The organism is Streptomyces sp. NPDC041108 (genome assembly GCF_055592645.1).
On the sequence record NZ_JBVIYK010000015.1, the window covers coordinates 134,991 to 158,007 of the forward strand.

Genomic DNA, 23,017 nt, shown 5'->3' on the forward strand with positions numbered 1-23,017 from the left:
ACGGGTGCCACTTTTGCGGCACTGAGTGCCACCTGTCCATCGAGCCCGTCCGCCACACCTGGACGCGCAGAGAGGTGGACTCTTGCCGCCCGGTACCGCGCTGCCATACTTACGATGCCGTAGGTTACGGAACCGTAGGGAAAGCCGTCAGGTGGCCCTCGCACACTGTCGCCGCAGGCACTTCCCCCCTCTCTCCACCCTCGACCCCCCAGGGGACGCCCATGAGCACAAGGTCCGATGTGATCGACGACGCCCCGAACGCACACGGTTCGCCAGGTTCCCCGGCGGCCGGCTCGCCCGCGCCGTCGGCCACGCTGGGCGGCGAACAGAAGCGTTCGATCGAGCAGATCACGCTGCTCCTCTTCATCATCGTCCCGTTCCTCGCGCTGCTCGCGGCGGTGCCGCTGGCCTGGAACTTCGGGGGTGTGAGCTGGCTGGACCTCGGTCTGCTGGTGTTCTTCTACTACCTGGGCTGCCACGGCATCACGATCGGCTTCCACCGGCACTTCACGCACGGCTCGTTCAAGGCCAGACGCCCGCTGAAGATCGCGCTGGCGATCGCCGGGTCGATGGCCGTCGAGGGCCCGCTGGTCCGCTGGGTGGCCGACCACCGCAAGCACCACAAGTTCTCCGACGCCGACGGCGACCCGCACTCGCCGTGGCGCTTCGGCGAGACGCTCCCCGCGCTGCTGAAGGGCCTGTGGTGGGCGCACATCGGCTGGATGTTCGACGAGGAGCAGACGCCGCAGGAGAAGTACGCCCCCGACCTGATCAAAGACCCCGCGCTCCGCGCCATCTCCCGTCAGTTCATCTACTGGACGATGCTCTCCCTCGCCCTGCCGCCGCTGATCGGCGGTCTGGTGACGATGTCCTGGTGGGGCGCGTTCACGGCATTCTTCTGGGGCTCGCTCGTCCGGGTGGGGCTGCTGCACCACGTGACCTGGTCGATCAACTCGATCTGCCACGCGGTCGGCAAGCGCCCCTTCAAGTCCCGCGACCGCTCGGGCAACGTGTGGTGGCTGGCCGTCCTCTCCTGCGGCGAGTCCTGGCACAACCTGCACCACGCCGATCCCACCTCCGCCCGGCACGGCGTGGAGCGCGGGCAGCTGGACTCCTCCGCGCGGCTGATCCGCTGGTTCGAGGTGTTCGGCTGGGCGTACGACGTCCGCTGGCCGTCACGCTCGCGTATCGATTCCAGGCGTAAGACGGGTGAGGACGGCTCCGAGCACCGGAAGGCGGCCGCCGAGGCGGCATGATTGACGCCGTGGCGACCGACTCCAGCAGCACCCCGAGCAACGACAAGCCGCGGCGTGCGCGCCGCACCCGGATGACGGGCGCCGAGCGCCGGGCACAGTTGCTGGAGGTCGGCCGGGCCCTGTTCGCCGCGAAGGGCTTCGAGGCGACGTCGGTGGAGGAGATCGCGGCGAAGGCCGGGGTGTCCAAGCCGGTGGTGTACGAGCACTTCGGCGGCAAGGAGGGCCTGTACGCGGTGGTGGTGGACCGTGAGATGAGCCGTCTGCTGGACATGGTGACCAGCTCCCTGACGGCCGGTCACCCCCGCGAGCTGCTGGAGCAGGCCGCCTTCGCGCTCCTGGACTTCATCGAGGAGTACACGGACGGCTTCCGCATCCTGGTCCGTGACTCCCCCATCCCCCAGTCCACGGGGTCCTTCGCGTCCCTGATCTCCGACATCGCCACGCAGGTGGAGGACATCCTCGGCCGCGAGTTCAAGAGCCGCGGCTTCGACCCGAAGCTCGCGCCGCTGTACGCGCAGGCGCTGGTGGGCATGGTCGCCCTGACGGGGCAGTGGTGGCTGGACGTCCGGCGCCCGAAGAAGGCGGAGGTGGCCGCGCATCTGGTGAATCTGGCGTGGCACGGCCTGGACGGCCTCAACCAGAAGCCGCGGCTGATCGGACACCGGAAGAGCTGAGCGGGGGGTGCGTTCTCGGGTGCGGGTGAGTGGGGCCTGATGCTTTCAGGGGCGCGGGGAACTGCGCGACCAGCTCCCACGCACCCGCACCCGACCACGTACCCACACCCATCAGCACCCCCCGGGCCCCCGCAGACGAAGGGGCACCTCAGCCGTCCGCACCCACATCCCTCGCACTGAGCGCCAGCTCGTTGCGCACCGTGAAGTACGGCCGCACCCGGGTCCGCCCCCGCCCCGCGTGCGCGAACACCCGCCCCGGCACCAGATCGGTCTTGCGCCGCTCCACCACGTCCCCGCCGATCCGCCCCACCGGCACACCCGCCACCCGCAGGTCCCACAGATCGTGCTCGACCGCGCGCCGGGCCATGATCTCGCCGTACGGAACGGTGAACCGCACCACCCGCTCCCCCACGGCACGGGCGGCGACGGTGAAGTCGTACGCGGTGTCGGTCCGGGAGACTGCCCGGACCTCGGCCCCCTCCCGCACGGCGTCCGCGGCCCCGTACAGCGTCGCGGTGACCGTCACCGACTCCTCGCCCACCTCGACGGTGTCGATCTCCGCATGGGCCGGCCGCAGCCATGTCCGCAGCGCGAGGAACCCGTCGGCGGTCGGGTAGGGGATCCACGCCCCCACGCCGCCCCGGCCGACGCTCGGTGGGCGCCCGACGAGCGCGGCCTGTTCGACCAGCCGTGCGGTCAGCCGCAGCCGCTTGTTCGTGCCGCGCGACGCGACGTAGCAGTCCCAGCGGCCCTCGGCGAGGGTGTGCTCCGTGGGGCGGAGGGCCGCCTGCACCACGGTGTCCGGCGCGTCGGCGCTCGGCAGGACCGGCACGCTGACCTGCCGTTCGCCGGGATCGCGGCGGAGCCGGGCGACCAGGTCGAGCGGCCCGGACGGCAGCTGCGCGGGGTCGAGGCGGACGACGAAACCGCCGTCGCCGGTGGCGCGGGCGTGCGCGGCGGGCGTGGGAGCGCTCTCCCCGGTTCCGGTGGCGGGCGTGGTGGTCCGCGCGCGGCGCGAACGGACGGTCCGGACGGCCCTGGCGGCGAGCCGGCCCAGCCGGGCGGCGCCGTCCCAGCCGCGGCGCCGGGAGCCGGCCAGTTCCTCGAAGAGGTTCTCGTAACGGCGGGCGACGGCGGCCGGCGCGTACGTCTCGGCCTTGGTGAGCGCCTCCTTGCCGAGCCGTTCCCGCAGTGCCTCGTCGGTGACGACGCGTTTCAGGGCGTCGGCGTAGGCGTCGACGTCCCCGTCGAGCGGGACGAGGATGCCGTCCCGGCCGTCGGTGATGATCTCGCCGGGGCCGTGCGGGCAGTCGGTGGCGACGACGGGGACCCCGCAGTGCATGGCCTCGACGATGGTCATGCCGAAGGACTCCATGTCGGAGGAGACGGCGGCGACGGCGCCCTTGGCCCACTCGGTCTCGATCGGTGAGACCGCTCCCATGAGGAAGACCCGGTCGTGCAGTCCGAGCCGGTCGATCTGCTCGCGCAGGTTCTCCTTCTGCGGGCCGCGCCCGTAGATGCGCAGGGTCCAGCCGGGGTGTTCGGCGGCCACCTTGGCGAAGGCGTTCACCAGCCGGTCGTACCGCTTGATGGGGATGAGCCGGCCGGCGGCGACGATGACCTGGGAGTCGAGGGTGGAGCGTTCTACGGCGCAGGCCCGGACGCCGTTGGGCACGCACACGATGGTGGTGCCGACGTGGGGCAGGGCGGCGCGGTACTGGGCGGCGTCGGCCTCGGAGACGGTGACGTAGGCGTCCAGGCCGGTGATGGCCTTCGTCTGGTCGGTGCGCAGCGGTTCGCGGTACTGGTCGAGGCTCAGGTGCTCCTGGCCGACGCGGAGGTAGCGGCGGCGGCCGTCGCGGGCGAGGTAGCCGTTGAGGTCCGGGCGGGTGGCGATGACCACGTCGGCCTCGGTGCGGGCGAGGAAGCCGCCGATGCGTTCGTCCTGGAGCCCGGTGTAGGGCAGGTTCCCGGTGGCCCCGCTGTACGGGAACATCGTGCCGGGCCGCTCGGTGAGCGGATGGTCGCCCTCGTAGCCGGCGGTTCCTTCCCGCAGGTCGATCAGCGAGGTCAGACGGACGCGTGGATCGAACGTGAGTGCCGGTTCGGCGCGGGAGCGGTGGACGCTGACGACCTCGACGTCGTGCCGGTCGGCGAACGCGGCCGAGAGGTTGGCCGTCGAGCGGATGGTGCCACCGATACCGAAGGCGTTGTTGATCAGAAAAGCGATCTTCATATGTGGTTCCCCTGGAAACCGCCCGGGCGCGGGCGGCATCGCGCCAGTCAGGTCAGGGAATGCGCGCGGGCACGGCTGTCACATGGTCGGCGATCGACGAATGAATGATGAGACGAAGAACGAATGAGTGAATGAGCGAACGAATGGGCGCAGCGGAAATCAACCGGACGACCCGGAAGCGCGTCGCGCGATGAAATCCCCGCCGGACGGCGAAAAGCCTATGCGGCGCGCGTCCCGAATCCCGTCAAACGCGCCGGGTGGCTCGACAGATCCGCATGGCCCAGATCCGCATGGCCCCGGACCCACCTGGTCACAGCAGACTCCCCTGCCGAACCGGTCGGACGGGCGGGAGAGGAGCAGAAAAATGAACCGAGAATATATTCACCAGAAAGGAGAACCCCAGAATAATCTCGGCCACGCTCGCACCGGAGATATCCGCTGCGGAATTCTCGATCGACGTCCTTGCTACGGACTTTCGATCGGGGCGGGCCGCAGCGGAGTCGTTTCCAGCACGTCCGCCGCCATCCGTGCGGCCGGTTCCGCCGTGTGCGCGGCGATACGCCGGAACGTGTCCTGGGCCTGTCGCGCGGGCCATTCGGCGGGCAGATGCCGCACGGGCAGGCGCGGGTCGGTACGGATGACGCGCAGCCATTCGGCGACGAGCCGCAGCCGGGTGGCGATCGGGTCGGCGGCGGCGAGATCGGCGGTGGTCCACCGCTTGTCGAAGGCGACGTAGCGCGCGGCCAGGCCCTCCAGGTCCCAGCTCTCGCGGATCATCAGGCCGACGTCGGTGAACGCGTCGGCCTGCGCGTGGAACACCTTCACGTGCGCGTCCAGACCCAGCTCGGAGACGATCTCCCGCACGTCCACCCGGCCCGGCGCGATCCACAGGCCACTGTAGAGGGCACCGAATCCGGACCAGGTGAGCCGGGAGCGCAGATCGTGCCGCTGGCGCTGCCAGGACTCGGGGAGGGAGAAGCCGAGGAGGGTCCAGGTGCCGTCCCAGTCCTCGTTCACCGCGCCGTCGCGCCAGATGCGCTGTCCGCCGTCGCGCAGGATGTCCCCCGCGTGCGGGGTGAGCCCGAAGAACATCCTGCGGCCCTCCCGCTGCCGCCGCAGCAACCCCCGGTTCACCATCCGCGTCAGTGTGGACCGAACGGCCTGCTCCCCCGTGCCGACCCGCCCCAGCACGTCGATGATGCTCCCCGAGTACACCCCGAGGTCGCCTTCTCCCAGGTCGAGCACGTGATTACCGAAAAAGGAGAGCACCAACGACTGCGGCCGCAACTGCGCACCGACGACATCGACTTCCAGGATCGCGTCCTCCACAGCGGTAAGGGTACGGGGGCTGCGCGGGCCTGGTCAGGGAGCCGGGGGCTGCTCCGTCCGGGGGCGGGGGCCGCGGCCGCCGACGGGCGGCCCGGGCGCCATGACCGGCGGCACGCGATCCGGCCGCCGTCCGGCGACCGCGCCCCGAAAGGGGCGCGGGGAACGGCGCGAGAAGCCCCACCGGACCCGCACGGACCCGCACGGACCCGCACCCGGACACGCACGCCACCGCCGTCCGCCGCAGTCGGCCACCACAGCGGGACCGCGGCGGCCGAGCACACCCACCGCCGCAGCGGGACCCCCGCGGGCCGAGCCCGGCCCGCCGTACCCCTTACGAAGGCACCCCTGCGAAGGCACCCCCTACGCAGCCACTCCCTACGAAGCCACCCCCTCCTTCACCGCGCCCTCCCGCAGGGACACCTCGCCCAGCGAGTCCCGGTGGGTCTCGCGGACGAACCACACGGTCGCGGCGGTGATCGCCGCACCTCCGCAGATCAGCAGCGAGATCGGCGTGCTGGACCCGCCGTTGGCCGCCACCAGGCTGCCCGCGATCATCGGCGAGAACCCGGCACCGATCAGCGTGGCGAGCTGGTACCCGAGGGACGCCCCGGTGTAGCGCACCTTCGTGCCGAACATCTCGGTGAGCAGCGCCCCCAGCGGCCCGTACATCACGGACTGGGCGAATCCGTGGCCGAGGACGACCGCGAGGATCAGCAGGCCCGGCGACTTGGAGTCCACCAGCGCGAGCACGGGGAAGGCGAGCGCGACGGAGGCGACGGCTCCGGCGAGGACGACCGGGCGGCGGCCGACACGGTCGGAGAGCGCCGACGCGCACGGCAGCACGACCAGGGCGACGGACGCCGAGACGGTGAGCGCGGTGAGGACCTGCGGCCGGGGGTAGCCGATCCCGGTGGCGTACGCGATCAGGTAGCTGGTCAGCAGCGACTGCGCCGTGAACGCGCCGATGCCGACACACGCGGCCAGCACCAGCGCCCGCGGCCGGCGCAGCACGTCCACGATCGGCAGCCGCGCCTCGGTCCGGTCCTTCTTCACCTGGGCGAAGAGCGGGCTCTCGACGACCTTCAGCCGGACGAAGAGGCCGACGCCGAGCAGGACGACGCTGAGCAGGAACGGCACACGCCAGCCCCACGCGGTGAACTCGTCCCGGGGCATGGCCACGACGAAGGTCACGACGAGCGAGGAGAGCAGGGAGCCGAGGGGTGCTCCCATCTGCGTGAAGCTGGACCACAGTCCGCGCCGCTTCTCGCCGGCGTGCTCGACGACCATCAGGGTGGCCCCGCCCCATTCGCCGCCGATGGCGATGCCCTGCAGGACACGCAGGGTGATCAGAAGGACGGGGGCCCAGACGCCGATGGTGTCGTAGGTGGGCAGCAGGCCGATGAGGAAGCTGGCGCCGCCCATCAGGCCCATGGTCAGCAGCAGCATGGACTTGCGGCCGAGCCGGTCGCCGAAGTGCCCGAAGACGATGCCGCCGAGCGGGCGGGCGACGTATCCGGCGGCGAACGTGCCGAACGCGGCGATCGTGCCGACGGCCGGGTCGGCGCCCGGGAAGAACAGTTCGCCGAAGACGAGCGCGGCGACGGTGCCGTAGACGAGGAAGTCGTAGAACTCGACGGCCGTACCGAGCAGCCCGGACAGCGCGACGCGGCGCAACTGCCGCGCGCGTAGGGCCTGTTCGGGCTGCCCGGGCTGTTCGGCGGAGGCGGGGAGGGGGGACGGGGGCATGCGGTTCTCCCTGGAGCGAGGGGGATGAGGGAGGGAACACCGCGAAGGTAGGCGTGCGCCTACCTGCCGTCAATATTCTGCACAACATCGACATCGACATCGCGCCGGTCCCGCCACCCCCGAACCTCAGATCGCCTCCGGCTTGCGGGCGACGGCGAAGATGCGGCGGAACGGGAACGGGGTGCCGTGGGCGGTGGGCGGGTAGGCCGCACGGAGGGCCGCCCGGTACTCGGCGACGAACGGCTCGGCGTCCGCGCCCAGTTCGGTGAGGACCGGCCGCAGGCCCGTACCCCTCACCCAGTCGAGCACCGGGTCCTCGCCCTGGAGGAGGTGGACGTACGTCGTCTCCCACGCGTCGGCCTCGCAGCCCAGGTCGGCGAGGGCGGAGAGGTAGCCGGCCGGGGTGTGGACCGCGTCGTCGTGCCGGAGCGTGTCGCCGAGCCGCTCCTTCCAGCGGGCGGACCGGGCGAGTTCGCGCATGAGGCGGTGGCTGGGCGAGTCGAAGTTGCCGGGGACCTGGAAGGCGAGGGTGCCGCCGGGGGCGAGGGCGTCGACCCAGGCGGGGAAGCGGTCGAGATGCCCGGGCACCCACTGGAACGTGGCGTTGCCGACGATCAGGTCGTACGGCGCCTCGGGCGCCCAGGTACGGACGTCGGCCGGAGCGAAGTCGATGCGGCCGCCGCCCGGGGTGGGCCCTTCGTGGTCGACGTGGGCCCGGTCGAGCATCTCGGGCGAGTTGTCGTACCCGGTGATGTGCGCGGTGGGCCAGCGGTCGGCGAGGAGGCGGGTGACGTTGCCGGGGCCGCAGCCGAGGTCGGCGATGCGAGGGTGCGCGGCGGGCGGGTCGGGGACGTGGGCGAGCAGGTCGACGAAGGCGCGGGCGCGGTGGCCGGCGTGCCGCAGGTACTGCTGGGGGTCCCAGGTGGGGCTGGTCGCGGGCATGGGGTACCTCCTCGTGGATCCGTGTCGTGCCTCACGGACGCCGGGCGACATGGGTGCGGGGTGTCGGGCCCGGCTCCGGACGGGTGTCTTCACTCTCACGGCGAACTATCTCGAAGTCAAGAGACTTGACCCTAACTATCTCGATCTCAAGAGACTTCATGTCGACACAACCACTACACTGATCGTCATGGAGGACGAGGTCGATCGGCTGGTCGCAGCGTGGCGCCGGGAGCGCCCCGACCTCGACGTGGAGCCGCTGGAAGTACTCAGCCGGGTGAGCAGACTCGCCCGGCACCTGGACCGCGCACGCCGGCTGGCATTCGCCGAGCACCAGCTGGAGCCGTGGGAGTTCGACGTGCTGACCGCGCTGAGGCGTGCGGGGGACCCGTATCAGCTCTCGCCCGGCCAGCTGCTGACGCAGACGCTCGTGACGTCGGGCACGATGACGAACCGGATCGACCGGCTGACGAAGAAGGGCCTGGTCGAGCGGCTGCCCGACCCCAGTGACCGTCGGGGCGTGCTCGTACGGCTCACGGACGAGGGCCGGGACCGCGCCGACCAGGCACTCGCCGGGCTCCTCGACCAGGAACGGGCGATCCTGGCCGAGCTGTCCCGCGCCCAGCGGGGCGACCTGGCGGGCCTGCTACGCCAGTTGACCGCCCCGTTCGACAACATCCCCGGCTAGGTCCGCCGGCCCGACCCCCGCCCGGCGCGCGAGCGCGACGGCGGCGAGCGTGGAGTGGACGCCCAGCTTGCCGAGGACGTTCTGCATATGGGTGCGGACGGTGTGCGGGGAGAGGAACAGGCGCTCGGCGACGGCCTTGCGCCCCAGCCCCGCCACCATGCACCGCAACACTTCCCGTTCACGCGGGGTGAGGGATTCGACGAGCCGCTCACTCTCCGTGCGGTGCTTGCGCGCGGCCGTCAACTCCCGCAGGACGCCCGTGAGCAGCGCGGGCGGCAGATGTGTCTCGTCCCGCAGCACGCCCCGGATGACCGTGAGCAGCCGGGACAGCGAGCAGTCCTTGGCGACCCACCCGGAGGCGCCCGCCTGGAGGGCCAGCGCGGCCCGGCGCGGATCGTCCTTCTCGGCGAGGACGACGATCCGTACGCTCGGCTGGCCCGAACGCACGCCCGCGACGAGCGATATGCCGTCCACGAGTCCGTCCTCGCCGCCGTCCGAGACGGCCACGGGCACGGCTGCCGGACGCGTGCCGGGGACGTGGGCTCCCAGGTCGGCGTCGACCAGGAGCACGTCGAACCTGCGTCCCTCGGCCGCCGCGCGGTCCAGACAGCGCAGCGCGGCGGGGCCGCTGCCCGCCGCGGACACGTCGACGTCCGGCTCGGCGGCCAGGGCCGCGGCGAGCGACTCGGCGAAGATACGGTGGTCGTCGACGACCAGTACTCGGATGCGCACCACTGAAACCCCCACTGGTCGGGGGACGACCGGCGCCAGTACGGCGCCCGAAGCGTGCCCCGGTGTACACCTGGGACGGGGCGTCGCAACCGCACGGCCGCCGCCGTGCTGAACCGCTACCCCCACTCCGGGCGTCGTACCCGACTGTCTCGCCCCCTGATCAGCACCGGCCCCCACCGGCACTGTTCATCAGAGTAAGGCCGGGCGGCAGGAGCGGAAGGTAATTTGCAGAACTGATTGTCCGGCACGTCTAGGGTGTGCCACATGTTTCGTATCGAGACAGAAGTCGACAGAGAACGAAGCCAATTACTGCTTTCCCGGCTCCGCGCCAGTAACACGGCCGCCTCGCCGATCCTCCGCGAGCTGCGCGGCACCCCCGGTGAACGCGAGTCCCCGCTCCAGGTGTGGGCCCTGGACGGGGCGGGCGAGATCGCCGGCGGCCTGGTCGGCCACACCTGGGCCACCTGGCTGCACGTCACCTATCTGTGGGTCGACGAACGCCACCGGGGCGAGGGGCTCGGCTCGCGGCTGCTGGCGACGGCCGAACGGACGGCCGCCCGCGACCGGGCCTGCCGCTCCGTCCGCCTGGAGACCTGGGACTTCCAGGCCCCGGAGTTCTACAAACGGCTCGGCTACGAAGTGGTGTGCGTGATCCCCGACTATCCGCCGGGGATCACCGAGTACACGCTGACGAAAAGGATCGGCTGAGATCAGGAGAGCCGTCGGGCCCCCGCCGAAGGCACCGCCGCGAAGACCCGGGGGGCGGTGAAGCCGGCCGCGGCGAAGGCCTCCTCGACCGACTTCGTGACCGCGTCCGCGTCGTTCTCCTCGACGAGGACGATCGCGGAGCCGCCGAAGCCGCCGCCGGTCATCCGGGCGCCGAGTGCGCCCGCGCCCAGCGCCGTGTCGACGACGAGGTCCAGTTCGGGGCAGGAGATGCGGAAGTCGTCGCGCAGCGAGGCGTGGCCCTCGACGAGGACGGGGCCGATCGCCCGGGTCTCGCCCGACTCCAGCAGGGAGATCACCCGTTCGACGCGCTGGTCCTCCGTCACCACGTGGCGGACCAGGCGGCGGACCTCCTCCTCGTCGCCGAGACGGTCGAGGGCCGCGTCCAGCTCGTCGTAGGCGACGTCCCGCAGCGCGTCGACGCCGAGCAGGGCGGCACCCTTCTCGCAGCCGGCGCGGCGCTTGCCGTACTCGCCCTCGCTGTGGGAGTGCTTGACCTGGGTGTCGACGACGAGGAGCCGCATGCCCTCGGCGGCCAGGTCGAAGGGGATCTGCCGCTGGGAGAGGTCACGGGTGTCGAGGAACAGGGCGTGGCCGCTCTCGCAGCAGGCGGAGGCGGTCTGGTCCATGATCCCGGTGGGGGCGCCGACGTAGACGTTCTCCGCGCGCTGGCACACGCGGGCCAGCTGCCAGCCCTTGAGGCCGAGGGCGTAGAGGTCGTTGAGGGCGAGGGCGACGACCACTTCCAGGGCCGCCGAGGAGGACAGGCCCGCGCCCGTCGGGACCGTCGAGGTGAGGTGGATGTCGGCGCCGGTGACGGCGGTGTGGCCGGCCTCGCGCAGGGCCCAGACGACTCCCGACGGGTACGCCGTCCAGGCGCGGTCGGCCTCCGGGGTCAGCCCGTCGAGGGTCAGCTCGACCACGCCGCCCTCGACGTCGTCGGAGTGCAGGCGCAGCAGGCCGTCCGTGCGCCGGGACACCGCCGCGATCGTGGTGTGCGGGAGGGCGAAGGGCATGACGAAGCCGTCGTTGTAGTCGGTGTGCTCGCCGATGAGGTTCACCCGGCCCGGCGCGGCCCACACTCCCTCCGGCTCGGCCCCGTACAGCTCCTCGAACCGCTCGGCGACGACGACAGCCTCGCTCATCCCCTGACCCTGACCTTTCCGTACTCGACCGACGAACCGGCTCGACCATGTGAACTGGCCGGGCCGGCACACTACTTGGCGCCCGCTGGGCGGTCCCGCCCTATTCGGCGTGCGCCTGCGCGAACTGCCACGCGTCCGCGACGATCCCGGCGAGGTCCGCGCGGGAGGGGTTCCAGCCGAGGCGTTCGCGGGCCGTGTCGGCGGAGGCGACCAGGGTCGCCGGGTCGCCGGCGCGGCGCGGGGCGACGACCTCGGGGACCGGGTGGCCGGTGACCCGGCGGACGGTCTCGATCACTTCCCGCACCGAGAAGCCGTTGCCGTTGCCGAGGTTGCAGATGAGGTGCTCGCCCGGTCGCGCGGCGTCCAGCGCCAGCAGGTGGGCGTCGGCGAGGTCGGCGACGTGGATGTAGTCGCGGATGCAGGTGCCGTCGGCGGTCGGGTAGTCGTCGCCGAAGACGGAGATCGCGTCCCGGCGGCCCTGGGCGACCTGGAGCACCAGCGGGATGAGGTGCGACTCGGGGTCGTGGCGCTCGCCGCAGGTGCCGTAGGCGCCGGCCACGTTGAAGTAGCGCAGCGAGACGGCGCCCAGGCCGTGGGCGGCGGCCTCGCCGGTGATCATGTGGTCGACGGCGAGCTTGGAGGCGCCGTAGGGGTTGGTCGGCCTGGTGGGCGCGGACTCGACGATCGGGGTGGTCTCCGGCTCGCCGTAGGTGGCGGCCGTGGAGGAGAAGACCAGCTTGCGCACGCCCGCCTCGCGCATCGCGGCGAGCAGTGCCATGGTGCCGCCGACGTTGTTGTCCCAGTACTTCTCGGGCTTCACCACGGACTCGCCGACCTGCGAGAACGCGGCGAAGTGCAGCACGGCGTCGAACGTGCCGTCGAGCCACTTGGCGGCGTCGCGGATGTCGCCCTCGATGAAGGACGCGCCGGCGGGCACGCCTTCGCGGAAGCCGGTCGAGAGGTTGTCGAGGACGACGACCTCGTGGCCCGCCTCCAGCAGATGCTGGGCGACCACGCTGCCGACATAGCCCGCGCCACCGGTGACCAGGTACTTGCCGCTCATGAACTCGCTACCTCTCGCAGTCGCTCGGCCGCGCGCTCCGGCGGCACGTCGTTGATGAACACGTTCATGCCGGATTCGGAACCCGCGAGGAACTTCAGCTTGCCGGAGGTGCGGCGGATGGTGAAAAGCTCGAGGTGGAGCGCGAAGTCCTCGCGCTGGACGCCCTCGAATTCCTCCAGCGTGCCGAACGGGGCCTGGTGCCAGGCCGCGATGTACGGGGTCGGAGGCTCACCCTCGCCGAAGATCCGGTCGAAGCGCCTCAAGAGTTCCAGATAGACCTGGGGGAATTCTGTGCGGGCGTCCTCGTCGAGCGCGAGCAGGTCGGGCACGCGGCGCTTGGGGTACAGGTGGACCTCGTACGGCCAGTGCGCCGCGTACGGCACGAAGGCGGCCCAGTGCTCGGTCTCCAGGACCACCCGCTCGCCCGCCAGCTCGCTCTGCAGGACGGTGTCGAAGAGGTTCTCGCCGCCGGTGGCGTCCTTGTGGGCCGCGAGGGAGCGCAGCATCAGCGCGGTGCGGGGTGTGGTGAAGGGGTACGCGTAGATCTGCCCGTGCGGGTGCCCCAGGGTCACGCCGATCTCGGCGCCGCGGTTCTCGAAGCAGAACACCTGCTCGACGGCAGGCAGGTGCGACAGCTCCGCCGTGCGGTCCGTCCACGCGTCCAGGACGAGACGGGCCTGCTCGTCGGTCAGGTCGGCGAAGGAGGCGTTGTGGTCCGAGGTGAAGCAGACGACCTCGCAGCGGCCGGAGTCGCCGGCCAGCGACGGGAAGCGGTTCTCGAAGACGACGGCGTCGTACGACGAGTCCGGGATCTCGCTGAGCCGGTCGCCCTGGGAGGGGCAGAGCGGACATTCGTTCGCCGGGGGGTGGTAGATGCGGCCCTGCCGGTGCGAGGCGATCGCGACCGAGTCGCCGAGCAGCGGGTCCCGGCGCACCTCCGAAGTGGTGACGGTGCGGTCCAGGGGTCGCTTGTCCACCGCGTCGCGGACCGTGTCGTCGCGCAGGTCGTAGTAGATCAGCTCACGACCGTCGGCCAGCCGGGTCGAGGTCTTCTTCACGCCGGACTCCCCATCCGATACCGCCATCACGCCAGTAATCCATCAAACAGAACCGAACACATCAAAGCACAAGTTCCGACGCTCGTCACCATCACAAACAAACAAAGATCACCAGATCTCAACTATCGGCATCGTGGTCGGCGATCGGTGAGCACGAGCGCCGGCGAGATCCTCGCCGACGGCTCCGTCGCCGACCCGACCGCCGGTCCCGGCGCAACGCGGTTGGCCCCCGCCGGTCGTCCGGCGGGGGCCAACTGCGTGGTCCGTCGTGCTACTTGGTGGTGCGGTAGGCGCGGTGGACGGTCTGGGTCAGGGTGTTGCCGTCGGCGTCGGTGAGGGCGACGCGAAGGGAGACGGGGCCGGGCTCGGCGGGGCTGCGCAGCTTGAGCAGCTTGCCGTTCACGGCGGTGGCCTTCTTCCAGGTCCTGCCGTCGTCGTAGGAGACGGTGAAGGCCAGCTTGCGCAGCGTGCCGACCTTGGTGGCCGCGCCCTGGAGGGCGAACGGCACGGTGAGGGTCGTACCGGCCTCGGCGGTACTGGCCGTCGACAGCTTGGGCGTGTAGCGGACGACCGTCAGCGGGAGCCGCTCGGGGGTCTCACCGGAGACGTGCGCCGAGGTGAAGGTCCAGGTGGCGGTCGTCCGCGTGCTGACCGCGGACTGTGCCGGAGCACGGGAGACGTCCACGGCGAGCTTGTAGGTGCGCTTGCCCGCGGGAACCGTGTACGCGTCGCCGTTGAGCGCGTCGTTCACGGCGAAGATCTTCCGGCCGTCGGCGTGGAGCGAGCTCCTGGCCTTGGTGTGGTCGGAGGTCCCCAGGTTGCCGACGCCGTCGGAGAACAGCGGGACGTACGCCGTGAAGGTGTCGCCGACGCGTACCGCTTCGGGCCGGTCGAGGACGGACGAGAGCGGGCCCGAGGGGAGGGTCGGGCCGAAGACGCCGATGTTGAAGCGCTGGGTGTGGTCCTTGCCCGCCGCGTACGCCCTGGGGACGCCGGCCTGCGTGCTCTCCCACGTCGGCTCGCCCTCGGCGTCGGGGGCGCCGTACTGGCTGGCCTGGTAGAACCACTTGATTCCGTTGGGCAGCACGTAGTCGGTGCCGGTCAGCGGCAGACGGCCCGCGGTCGAGTGCTGGTTGTAGAAGCCGCCGTACATCAGCGGTGCGGCGGCGATGGTCGTGGTCTTGCCCTTGACGGGCGCACCGACGACGACCTTGACCTTGGTGAGCTGGGCGCGCTTGACGTTCTTGGTGAAGCCGGACAGATCACCCGTACGGTTCCAGGCCAGCCGGTAGTTGACGGACTTGTGGGTCCAGATGCCGTGGTACATCGCGGACACCTCGGCGGCAGGCTCCGGGGCACCGAGCTGTCCGACGCGGATGCTGCCGAAGGAGCGGACGTCGTACACAGAGGTGTACGGCTTGTCGTTGACGTCGACGTGGAAGAAGAACATCGCGCCCGCCGGCTTGGCCGCGCCGTCCGGCACGGTGATCTTGACGGGCTTCGTCTTCCGGGCGTCCATGACCAGGGTCGTGTCCTTGGTCAGCGCGAACTTCGGGTACAGCAGCACGGCCCCGCCGGTGCCGGCGGTGCGGAGCATGCCTTCCAGGGCGTAACGCCCCTTCGGAAGACGGATGGTGACCTCGCCGTCCTTCTCGTCGGACGCCTCCGTCCAGATGTCGTTGTCCAGGCCGTAGATATTCGTCGAGGCGTCGCCGAGGGCCTTGCCCTTGAGGCCGAGGTGCTTGATGGTCAGGTCGTACGACTCGACCTCGCGGACCACGCCGAGGGAGGTGCGCGCGGTCGTCGTGCCGTCGGCGGTGGTGGCGGTCAGCGAGCCGCCGAAGCTGCCTTCGGCCGTTCCCACGCGGGTGTCGGTGGTCACGGTGGCGCTCGCCTCACCGCCCGCCGGGACGGTGAGGCGCTGCGGCGAGACGGTGAACAGCCCTTCGGCCGCAGGCTTTCCGTCGTTGCCGTAGGCCTCGGTGGCCAGGTCGAGGGTGACCGGCTCGGTGCCCGCGTTGCGGTAGGTGACGTCCTTGGTGACCGGCTGGTCGTCCGTGTGGGGGTACGCCTGTGTCCCGAAGCCCAGCGCGGTCGGACTGCTGGTGAGCTGCTGGGTGACCGCCCTGGCGACGTCCACCCGGCCGGTGCCCTGGATGTACGCGGAGGTGGCGGCGGCCGGCTTCGCGGAGGCGGTGAGGGCGGCCTTGATCTGCCGGCCCGTCCAGTCCGGGTGCCGCTGCGCCAGGATCGCCGCGGCGCCCGCCACATGGGGGGTCGCCATCGACGTACCGCTCATGGAGACATAGCCGTCGGCGGCGGGGTCGCCCATGAAGCCCGCAGCGGCCTTGGCGGCGACGATGTCCACGCCCGGGGCGGTGACGTCGGGCTTGAGGAAGCCGTCGGCCGTGGGGCCGCGGCTGGAGAACTCGGCGATGGCGTCCCGGCGGTCGACCGCGCCGACGGTGAGTGCGGCGGCCGCGCTGCCGGGGGTGCCGATGGTGCCCTCTCCCGGGCCCTCGTTGCCGGCGGCTATGACGAACAGGGCGCCGGAACTGGCCGACAGGTCGTTGACGGCCTGCTCGACGGGGTCGATGCCGAGGGTGTCGGTGCCGCCCAGGCTCATGTTGACGACCTTGGCGCCCTGCGCGACGGCCCACTGCATCCCCGCGATGACGCCGGAGTCGTCGCCCTCGCCGGAGTCGTCGAGCACCTTGCCGACCAGGAGCCGGGCGCCGGGCGCGACGCCCGCGTACTTCGCGCCCGCGGGAGACGCGGCCCCGGAGCCCGCGATCGTCGAGGCCACGTGCGTGCCGTGCCCCGCTCGGTCGACGGTGTCCGCGGCGGCGGAGAAGTTCTTCACCGCGTCGATACGGTCCTTCAGGTCCGGGTGCGTGGCGTCGACACCGGAGTCGAGGACGGCGACCTCGACGCCCTTGCCGTCGAATCCCGCCGTGTGCGCGGCGGGCGCGCCGATCTGCGGCACGCTCTTGTCCAGGGTCGCCCTGACCTTGCCGTCCAGCCAGATCTTCCTGACCTTCGCGGAGCCGGTCGCGCTGGTGAGGGTCTCCCACAGCGCGGAGCCCTCGGACTTACGGGCGCGTACGGCGTCACCGTTGATGCTCGGCAGATCCCGCCGGACGGTCGCGCCCGCACCGCGGAACGTGCTCGCCGACAGGGACGTGCCCTTGTCGTAGGTGACGATCAGCGGCAGGTCGGAGCGGCGGGCGTCGTCGTAGCGCGAACTCACCAGTCGCGTCACGTCGAACAGCCGCCGGTCGGCGGTCCCGTTCGCGATCAGCGGTTCGGCGTCACGCGGCAGGACGTACGCGTGGCTCTCGGCCTGCTGGACACGGAAGGCCATCCCCTCGCGGCCCTCCGCGGCCGCCACGCCGGTGACCTTGCCCTTGGCGTCGAGGGTCACCTTGTCGCCGGTGACGAGGGTGACGGTCCTTGCGGGGGCGCCGGCCGGGGGCCCCGACCGGGCGGCCTCGGCACTGTCGGACGTGCTCATCAGCAGTCCGGCGCCGAGCGCCGCCGCCAGGGCGGCCGCCAACGGGACGGTGGTGACCACGCGTTTCCTGCGCTTGTGCGACTTCAACTTGGGCCTTTCGACATGGTTCATGGCGATGTGCTCGCCGGCTCGGGGCAGCATCAGGGCGCGGCCGAGCGACACGGTGGCCGCTCGGCCGCGTGGAGGGCGGAAGACCGCCGGAGGATCGGGTCGGACGAGGCGCCTGGCCGGACGGTCAGACGAGGCGCTTGCGACCCCAGAGGATGACGAACGCCGCGATGCCGGCGGTCAGGGCCAGCAGGATCGAGGCGCCGAGCCACTGCATGGCGGACATCTGGGAGATCGGGATGTAGTCGACCGACCAGCCGACGACCTGCGCCTTGTCCAGGCAGGCCTCGCGGGCCTTCTCCGTCGGCTCGACACAGCTGCCCCAGCCGATGAGGTCGCCGGAGGCGGTGAGGTAGAACTCGTCCAGCTGGTAGGCGCCCTCGGGCACGTTCGGCGTGGAGTTGTCCCCGACACCGTTGTGGGTGGTGACCGTGATGACGTTCCCGAGGGACATCCGGAAGTACGACCAGACCACCTGCAGCGCGACGGCGAAGCCCAGGGTGACGACCATGGACAGCAGGGTCCTGCGCAGCAGCATGCCGATCGCCACGCCACCGACGACGGTGAGCAGGGTGAGCGCCACGGGCACGGGTCCGGTGTTGTCGAAGGCGGAACCGTCGGCCCAACTCATGAAGTACGACGACGTCTTGATGGGCGACCACCACCAGGTGAACGCGGCGGAGAGCGCCATGGTGCACACCACGACCACGAGCGCGGTCACCCCGAGCTTGGTGGCGATCCAGCGAACGCGACTGACGGACTGCGCGGTGACCAGCTTGGCGGTGCCGGTCTCCAGGTCACCGGCGAGCAGGGGCGCACCGACGAAGACACCGATCAGGACGGGGACGAACCCGAGCACCATGGCGGCCATGTTGAGCGGATCCTGGTCGTACTTGGTTTCCCAGCCGGACTTGAGGTCGGGGTAGCCGTACCCGTCGAGGTACGTGATCATTTGCTGGCGTTGGTAGACGATCAACGCCACGGTGATCGCGGTGGCGGCCAGCAGCGTCCAGTAGGCGGCGCGGTGCTGACGCCAGACGAGCCAGTTCATGCCGCTGAGCCGGAGGCCGCGGCCACGGCCGGTTCCGCCGCGGGCCGAGTCCGAGAGGGTGCTGCCGGCGCCGCCGGTGCTGGTCATCGTGCTCATGCCGCCACCGCCTGCGGGGCGACGTAGGAACTGGGGCTGATCAGCGGCGGGGCTTCGGGCGAGCGCAGATAGGCGAGCAGAAGCTCCTCCAGGTTCGGGGTGCTCGCCTCCCACGGGCCGCCGGTGACCGGCCCGTCGGGGCGTATCAGTGAGGTGAACTGCCGTCCGCTGGTGCGGGTCTCGACCACGGTGTGGTACGCCAGCTCCGGGGGCGTCCGCCCGTCGGACCGGGCCCCGGTCAGCACGGCGTGGGAGGTGCGGAGTTCGTCGACCTCACCGGCCAGGCGCAGCCCGCCGCCCGCGATGACCAGCAGGTAGTCGCAGGTGTTCTCCAGCTCGGCGAGCATGTGGGTGGACATCAGTACGGTGGTGCCGCGCTCGGCGGCCTCGGCCAGCAGGGTGCCCATCAGCTCGTGGCGGACCAGCGGGTCGAGATCGGACATCGGCTCGTCGAGGAGCAGCAGGTCGGGGCGCTTGCCGAAGGAGACGGCGAAGGCCACCCGGGTGCGCTGGCCGCCGGAGAGTGTGCCGATCTTCGCGTCGAAGGGCACATTGCCCGCGCGGACGATGTCCTCGGCGGCCCGCTGGTCCCAACCGGGGTTCAGTTCTCGCCCCATCCGCAGGGTCTCGGCGACGGTGAAGCGCCGGAACAGGGGCTTCTCCTGGGCGAGGAACGCGGTACGCCGAGTGGCCTCCGCGGACTCCGGGGCCGCGCCGAACACGCGCAGAGTGCCCGTGGTCGGCTCCAGCAGGTTGGCGGCGATGGCCATCAGCGTGGTCTTGCCGGCCCCGTTGGGACCGACCAGACCGCAGATCCGCCCGGCCGGCAGCCGGAAGGAGCAGTCCCGCAGCGCCCAGCCCCGGCGGTACTTCCGGCCTATCCCGCGGGCCTCTATCGCGGACGTGTCCGCCGGCCCCCCGTAGCCCGTTTCGTAGCTCGTCATGCGTGTCCCCTTGTCCCCGTGGTTCCTGTGGTTCCTGCGGTTCCTGCGGTTCCTGCCGGTTCTGTCGTTCCTTCCGGTCCCGCCGGTCCCGCCGGTCCCGCGTGCTCGGCGGCAGGCCCGGTCCCGGCGTACCGCTCCTCCATCACCGAAGTGACCAGAGCGGTCACGTCGTCCTGCTCAAGACCCGCTTCGCGGGCCCGGTCCATCCAGCTCCCCAGCTCGCCGCGCAACAGCGAATCCACCGCCGCCTGCGGACGAGCCAGCGACTGACGCACGAACGTCCCCAGTCCCGGCCGTGCTTCGACCAGCCCCTCCCGCTCCAGCTCGCGGTACGCCTTGAGCGTGGTGTTGGGGTTGACCGCGGAGGTCTCCGCGACCGCCTTGGCCGTGGGCAACTGGTCGCCGGGCCCGAGTACGCCGAGCCGCAGCGCCTGCTTGGTCTGCTGGACGATCTGCTGGTAGGCGGCGACCCCGCTCCGCCTGTCGATGCGGAACTCCAACCCCTTCACCACCATTCCACTAGTCGACTAGTGAAATGATGATGGAGTACCGATCGCGAACCTGTCAAAGCCCACAGGTCGGGGCGCCGGTGGGTGGGTGAGTGAGGGAGCGCGTTGCCGCGGCGGGGTCACCGCCGGAAGGGACCGGCGGATGTTCAGGGAGTCCGCTCCCCTGCCTCGTGGGGGACGGTTCGAGGTCCGCGACCGGCCGTCAGGCGCGCGCCGGCCGACCAGGCACGACACCACGCCCCGTTCGCACCACACGACCAGCACCCGCTGGATGTGGATGCGGGCGGTCGAGGGACGTGGGGGCTGGAGGCTTTCTGGCGTGGCTACGGCCGACACCTCACGGAGACGAGGGCCGGACTCGCCCTAACCCCCTCGTGCGGGTTCGAGGTTGGGGTCATGGCTGATCACTCCCGCGATCGCCGAGCGCTCGGAGCTCGTCGCCCTCGGGAGCATCGAAGGCACCGAGGAAGGCAAGGACTACGGCGAGGAGGGCAAGCCCACGAACCACACGTCGAACCTCACCGTCAAGGTGGAGCGGGCAAGCTCCCCCGATGTCTCCGAGGCCGTGGTGGAATGCACGCGAAACCCGGGATCAGGCCTGACCGACGTCGTCGACGACCTGCCGCACGGGCGCCGACCCCTTGCGTCTCTCACTGCCGCTGGTTCGCCCACGACCGGGACGCACCAGTGCGCGAAGACGCCAGCCGGGTCAGGCTTGGTCGTCGTCGAACAGTTCGGCGGCGTCGGTGACGTCGTAGGCGCGGTCCACCCAGATCTGGAGGCGGTCGGGGTCGGTGCAGTTGCGTACCCTCTGCCGGACGGAGTCGGGTACGTCGATGTGACGCCGGTCGAGCGTGCGCAGGACGCCGGCGATCCGCTCCGCGATTCGTTCCTCGACCCGACCCTCCTCTCGCAGCTTCACCGCGACCGGGTTCTTGAAGAAGTAGTTCACCGGCATCATGAGTGCCTTCCACATCTTCTTCGCCTGGTCATCCACCAAGCCCGACTCGACCAGTTCGGCGAACACCGGCACGTTGTCCGGCCCGAGGACGAGTGGCCGTACAACCAGCGAGGCCCAGTCCGGCAGACCGAACCGAATGGGCTGAGCAGCCCACTTGGCGGTGGAGCGGTTCTGGGTCATGACGATCAGCACCGGCTCCACGCGGTACTTCTCGTGGAGATAGGCGAGGTAGTACGGCCAGCTGCCCCGCTTCCGCTCGTCCTTCCTCCCCTGTGATTCAGAACCAGCAAGAAGGCGCCCTCGTCGGTGTCCACGCGTACCAAACTGTCCACCCGGCGCTCCACCGGAGCGATCTCCGTCAGGTCCGTGTTGACGACGGAGATCGAGCGAGGCTCCGGGAACGGCACGTGGAACAGCCTCCGGAAGCTGCGGATCATGCCCTCGGTGTCCTTCTGACAGATCTGATGCAGCGCCTCGTGCGGCGAGCTGACCATCGGACCTCCTTTCTGTCGGGATGCTCAACGAGCTACGCGGTCAGCAGTTCGCACCACACGTATTTGCCCGAGTGGCCGAACCGGGACGACGGCTGCCAGCCCCAGATGTCCGTGCAGGCGCGTACGAGGGCGAGGCCCCGGCCGGTCTCCATCCCGGGCTTCGCCACGGTGTCCGGCGGCTCCGGGGGTTGCGGGTCGGCGTCCCAGGCGCCGATCCACAGCGCGTCGCCCGACCAGCGGACACGGAGGGCCGCCGGGCCCTTGGTGTGGAGTACGGCGTTGGCGATCAGCTCCGTGGCCAGGAGTTCGGCGGGGTCCAGGAGGGCGGCCAGGCCGTGCGCGGTGAGGATCAGGCGGAGGGTGCGGCGGGAGACGGTGACGGCTCGGGGGTCGTGGGGGATGTGGAGGACGTACTCCCAGGGGTCCCTTGCAGGCATGGGTGAACTCCGTTCGGGGTGGGGGTTTGAGGGGCCTTCCGGTGGCATTGCCGCAGCCGTCGGGGCGTGACGGAGCAGTGCGCTTCCGGAGCAGCAGGCGATACCGCGCCGTATGCGGTTCATCACGGAAGGTAGTTCTTAAATTTAGGATGCCGCAACCCGCTGCCGTATTCTGACCCCCGAAAGAGCGACGCACGCAGGGCAGTTGGGACAGGAGGCACCGGTGCCGCCGAAGAGGCATCTCACGGCCCGCCGAGTGCGGCTGGGCTCCGAACTGCGCAAACTGCGCGAGGCGACGGGCATGAAGGCCCGGGAGGCGGCGGCACTCCTGGGGGCCGACTCGGTCCAGATGAGCCAGATCGAGTCGGGGGTCGCGGGCGTGAGCGCGGCACGCGTGCGCCGTCTCGCCGCGCACTACGCCTGCACGGACGAGGGGTTGATCGAGGCACTCGCGACGATGGCGATCGATCGCACACGAGGCTGGTGGGAGGAGTACCGGGGTGTACTACCGCCGGTGAATCTGGACCTGGCCGAGGCGGAGCACCACGCGGCGTTCCTCCGAGAGGTGGTCATCGCCTACGTTCCCGGCCTTCTCCAAACCCCGGACTACGCGCGGGCGGTGTTCGGGTACATGCGCCCGGAACTGCCCGACAGTGAGCTGACGCCCCGGGTGGAGCACCGCATGAGGCGACGCACTGTCATCGAAGGCAGGACCCCCACCCCGTACGAGGCGATCGTCCACGAGTTCGCCCTGCGCATCCGCGTGGCCGATCGCCGAGTCTCCCTCGCCCAGCTCCGGCAGATCCTGGACCTGACCGACCAGGGGCACGTCACCGTACGCGTCATCCCGACCGACCAGGACGGCTTCGGCGGGGCCGGCGCCTCGATGATGTACATGGGAGGTTCGGTCCCCCAACTCGACACCGGTCTCCGGGAAGCCGCCACCGGCACCGCGTTCATCGACGCGGAGCCCCAACTGAAAACGCTTCGAACGCTTTTCCGTAAAGTGGAGGAGGCGACTCTGACCCCCGCCGCGTCCCGAGACTTCATCCACCGCTTGTCGAAGGAACTGTGAGGCACCTCATGGCCCACGCCCTGAACTGGCAGAAGTCCACCTTCTCCGGTGGCGCCGAGGGCAACGCGTGCGTCGAAGTCGCCGCCTCCCCCGAGGACATACACCTCCGCGAGTCCGACACCCCCACCACCGTCATCGCGACCACCCGCACCCCCCTCGCCCACCTCCTCCACGCCATAACCGCCGGCGGATTGACCCCGCCCCGCGGTTGATCAACCGCCGTACCGGCGCGAACA

The 23,017-nt window shown here is 70.8% G+C and carries 21 protein-coding genes; 7 read left to right on the forward strand and 14 right to left on the reverse strand.

Going from position 1 to position 23,017, the window contains the following annotated elements; all coding sequences use genetic code 11:
• The first annotated feature begins 221 nt into the window (after positions 1–221).
• Both ACZ6BB_RS33035 and ACZ6BB_RS33040 read left to right on the forward strand, forming a co-directional pair.
• Entirely contained in the window at positions 222–1,256 is a 1,035-nt protein-coding gene (locus tag ACZ6BB_RS33035) for an acyl-CoA desaturase (RefSeq protein ID WP_471618785.1), read from the forward strand.
• Positions 1,253–1,930 carry a TetR/AcrR family transcriptional regulator gene (locus tag ACZ6BB_RS33040; protein ID WP_471618786.1) on the forward strand — a complete coding sequence of 226 codons (678 nt, stop codon included), beginning with the start codon at positions 1,253–1,255 and terminating at the stop codon, positions 1,928–1,930. Before ACZ6BB_RS33035 ends, ACZ6BB_RS33040 begins: the two co-directional genes overlap by 4 nt.
• Positions 1,931–2,078: 148 nt before the next feature.
• On the opposite strand, the gene ACZ6BB_RS33045 is transcribed toward ACZ6BB_RS33040, so the two are convergent.
• From ACZ6BB_RS33045 to ACZ6BB_RS33060, 4 genes are all read right to left on the reverse strand, one after another.
• Entirely contained in the window at positions 2,079–4,166 is a 2,088-nt protein-coding gene (locus tag ACZ6BB_RS33045) for a glycosyltransferase family 4 protein (RefSeq protein WP_471618787.1), read from the reverse strand.
• Between the two features lie 465 nt (positions 4,167–4,631).
• Positions 4,632–5,495, reverse strand: a complete 864-nt coding sequence (locus ACZ6BB_RS33050; protein WP_471618788.1) for a PaaX family transcriptional regulator — start codon at positions 5,493–5,495, stop codon at positions 4,632–4,634.
• A gap of 375 nt (positions 5,496–5,870) precedes the next feature.
• A complete protein-coding gene (locus ACZ6BB_RS33055) occupies positions 5,871–7,241 on the reverse strand; it encodes an MFS transporter (protein WP_471618789.1) in 1,371 nt (456 codons plus the stop codon).
• A 126-nt stretch (positions 7,242–7,367) separates the two neighbouring features.
• The gene (locus ACZ6BB_RS33060) at positions 7,368–8,183 is read right to left on the reverse strand and encodes a trans-aconitate 2-methyltransferase (RefSeq protein ID WP_471618790.1); all 816 of its coding nucleotides are present in this window, start codon (positions 8,181–8,183) and stop codon (positions 7,368–7,370) included.
• 187 nt (positions 8,184–8,370) lie between these two features.
• Here ACZ6BB_RS33060 and ACZ6BB_RS33065 point away from each other — a divergent pair, with 187 nt between their 5' ends.
• Positions 8,371–8,868 carry a MarR family winged helix-turn-helix transcriptional regulator gene (locus ACZ6BB_RS33065; protein ID WP_013003018.1) on the forward strand — a complete coding sequence of 166 codons (498 nt, stop codon included), beginning with the start codon at positions 8,371–8,373 and terminating at the stop codon, positions 8,866–8,868.
• Here ACZ6BB_RS33065 and ACZ6BB_RS33070 read toward each other — a convergent pair.
• A complete protein-coding gene (locus ACZ6BB_RS33070) occupies positions 8,827–9,603 on the reverse strand; it encodes a LuxR C-terminal-related transcriptional regulator (RefSeq protein WP_471618791.1) in 777 nt (258 codons plus the stop codon). The two genes, ACZ6BB_RS33065 and ACZ6BB_RS33070, sit on opposite strands and share 42 nt — an antisense overlap.
• Positions 9,604–9,864: 261 nt before the next feature.
• Here ACZ6BB_RS33070 and ACZ6BB_RS33075 point away from each other — a divergent pair, with 261 nt between their 5' ends.
• Positions 9,865–10,308 carry a GNAT family N-acetyltransferase gene (locus tag ACZ6BB_RS33075; protein WP_471618792.1) on the forward strand — a complete coding sequence of 148 codons (444 nt, stop codon included), beginning with the start codon at positions 9,865–9,867 and terminating at the stop codon, positions 10,306–10,308.
• A 2-nt stretch (positions 10,309–10,310) separates the two neighbouring features.
• Here ACZ6BB_RS33075 and galK read toward each other — a convergent pair whose 3' ends face one another.
• From galK to ACZ6BB_RS33115, 8 genes are all read right to left on the reverse strand, one after another.
• On the reverse strand, positions 10,311–11,471 hold the full coding sequence (gene galK, locus ACZ6BB_RS33080; RefSeq protein WP_471618793.1) for a galactokinase: 1,161 nt from the start codon (positions 11,469–11,471) through the stop codon (positions 10,311–10,313).
• A gap of 100 nt (positions 11,472–11,571) precedes the next feature.
• Entirely contained in the window at positions 11,572–12,534 is a 963-nt protein-coding gene (galE, locus tag ACZ6BB_RS33085) for a UDP-glucose 4-epimerase GalE (protein ID WP_471618794.1), read from the reverse strand.
• Positions 12,531–13,592: a galactose-1-phosphate uridylyltransferase gene (gene galT / locus ACZ6BB_RS33090; RefSeq protein WP_471618795.1), complete on the reverse strand. Its 1,062-nt coding sequence runs from the start codon at positions 13,590–13,592 to the stop codon at positions 12,531–12,533. Before galT ends, galE begins: the two co-directional genes overlap by 4 nt.
• Positions 13,593–13,863: 271 nt before the next feature.
• Positions 13,864–17,247 (reverse strand): S8 family serine peptidase, encoded by a 3,384-nt coding sequence (locus tag ACZ6BB_RS33095; protein WP_471618840.1) that lies wholly within the window; start codon positions 17,245–17,247, stop codon positions 13,864–13,866.
• A 94-nt stretch (positions 17,248–17,341) separates the two neighbouring features.
• Positions 17,342–18,361, reverse strand: a complete 1,020-nt coding sequence (locus tag ACZ6BB_RS33100) for an ABC transporter (RefSeq protein WP_471618796.1) — start codon at positions 18,359–18,361, stop codon at positions 17,342–17,344.
• Complete coding sequence (locus ACZ6BB_RS33105) at positions 18,358–19,305, reverse strand: ABC transporter ATP-binding protein (protein WP_471618797.1); 948 nt, start codon at positions 19,303–19,305, stop codon at positions 18,358–18,360. Before ACZ6BB_RS33105 ends, ACZ6BB_RS33100 begins: the two co-directional genes overlap by 4 nt.
• Positions 19,302–19,820, reverse strand: a complete 519-nt coding sequence (locus ACZ6BB_RS33110) for a GntR family transcriptional regulator (protein ID WP_471618798.1) — start codon at positions 19,818–19,820, stop codon at positions 19,302–19,304. Before ACZ6BB_RS33110 ends, ACZ6BB_RS33105 begins: the two co-directional genes overlap by 4 nt.
• Before the next feature lie 703 nt (positions 19,821–20,523).
• Positions 20,524–20,976 (reverse strand): hypothetical protein, encoded by a 453-nt coding sequence (locus ACZ6BB_RS33115; protein ID WP_471618799.1) that lies wholly within the window; start codon positions 20,974–20,976, stop codon positions 20,524–20,526.
• A 105-nt stretch (positions 20,977–21,081) separates the two neighbouring features.
• Here ACZ6BB_RS33115 and ACZ6BB_RS33120 point away from each other — a divergent pair, with 105 nt between their 5' ends.
• Positions 21,082–21,231, forward strand: a complete 150-nt coding sequence (locus ACZ6BB_RS33120; RefSeq protein WP_471618800.1) for a hypothetical protein — start codon at positions 21,082–21,084, stop codon at positions 21,229–21,231.
• 70 nt (positions 21,232–21,301) lie between these two features.
• Here the strand turns inward: ACZ6BB_RS33120 and ACZ6BB_RS33125 are convergent, their stop codons facing one another.
• Positions 21,302–21,706, reverse strand: coding sequence for an ATP-binding protein (locus ACZ6BB_RS33125; protein ID WP_471618801.1), 405 nt, complete (start codon positions 21,704–21,706; stop codon positions 21,302–21,304).
• 223 nt (positions 21,707–21,929) lie between these two features.
• On the opposite strand from ACZ6BB_RS33125, the gene ACZ6BB_RS33130 reads away from it, so the two are divergent.
• A complete protein-coding gene (locus ACZ6BB_RS33130; protein ID WP_471618802.1) occupies positions 21,930–22,781 on the forward strand; it encodes a helix-turn-helix domain-containing protein in 852 nt (283 codons plus the stop codon).
• Positions 22,782–22,789: 8 nt separating this feature from the next.
• A complete protein-coding gene (locus tag ACZ6BB_RS33135; protein ID WP_471618803.1) occupies positions 22,790–22,993 on the forward strand; it encodes a DUF397 domain-containing protein in 204 nt (67 codons plus the stop codon).
• Positions 22,994–23,017: the final 24 nt, after the last annotated feature.

Bases quoted from the DNA above. Each gene is read 5' to 3' on its own strand.
- ACZ6BB_RS33035 (WP_471618785.1), top strand. From the start codon at position 222: ATGAGCACAAGGTCCGATGTGATCGACGACGCCCCGAACGCACACGGT.
- ACZ6BB_RS33040 (WP_471618786.1), top strand. From the start codon at position 1,253: ATGATTGACGCCGTGGCGACCGACTCCAGCAGCACCCCGAGCAACGAC.
- ACZ6BB_RS33045 (WP_471618787.1), bottom strand. From the start codon at position 4,166: ATGAAGATCGCTTTTCTGATCAACAACGCCTTCGGTATCGGTGGCACC.
- ACZ6BB_RS33055 (WP_471618789.1), bottom strand. From the start codon at position 7,241: ATGCCCCCGTCCCCCCTCCCCGCCTCCGCCGAACAGCCCGGGCAGCCC.
- ACZ6BB_RS33060 (WP_471618790.1), bottom strand. From the start codon at position 8,183: ATGCCCGCGACCAGCCCCACCTGGGACCCCCAGCAGTACCTGCGGCAC.
- ACZ6BB_RS33065 (WP_013003018.1), top strand. From the start codon at position 8,371: ATGGAGGACGAGGTCGATCGGCTGGTCGCAGCGTGGCGCCGGGAGCGC.
- ACZ6BB_RS33075 (WP_471618792.1), top strand. From the start codon at position 9,865: ATGTTTCGTATCGAGACAGAAGTCGACAGAGAACGAAGCCAATTACTG.
- galK (WP_471618793.1), bottom strand. From the start codon at position 11,471: ATGAGCGAGGCTGTCGTCGTCGCCGAGCGGTTCGAGGAGCTGTACGGG.
- galE (WP_471618794.1), bottom strand. From the start codon at position 12,534: ATGAGCGGCAAGTACCTGGTCACCGGTGGCGCGGGCTATGTCGGCAGC.
- ACZ6BB_RS33095 (WP_471618840.1), bottom strand. From the start codon at position 17,247: ATGCTGCCCCGAGCCGGCGAGCACATCGCCATGAACCATGTCGAAAGG.
- ACZ6BB_RS33100 (WP_471618796.1), bottom strand. From the start codon at position 18,361: ATGAGCACGATGACCAGCACCGGCGGCGCCGGCAGCACCCTCTCGGAC.
- ACZ6BB_RS33105 (WP_471618797.1), bottom strand. From the start codon at position 19,305: ATGACGAGCTACGAAACGGGCTACGGGGGGCCGGCGGACACGTCCGCG.
- ACZ6BB_RS33110 (WP_471618798.1), bottom strand. From the start codon at position 19,820: ATGGTGGTGAAGGGGTTGGAGTTCCGCATCGACAGGCGGAGCGGGGTC.
- ACZ6BB_RS33125 (WP_471618801.1), bottom strand. From the start codon at position 21,706: ATGCCTGCAAGGGACCCCTGGGAGTACGTCCTCCACATCCCCCACGAC.
- ACZ6BB_RS33135 (WP_471618803.1), top strand. From the start codon at position 22,790: ATGGCCCACGCCCTGAACTGGCAGAAGTCCACCTTCTCCGGTGGCGCC.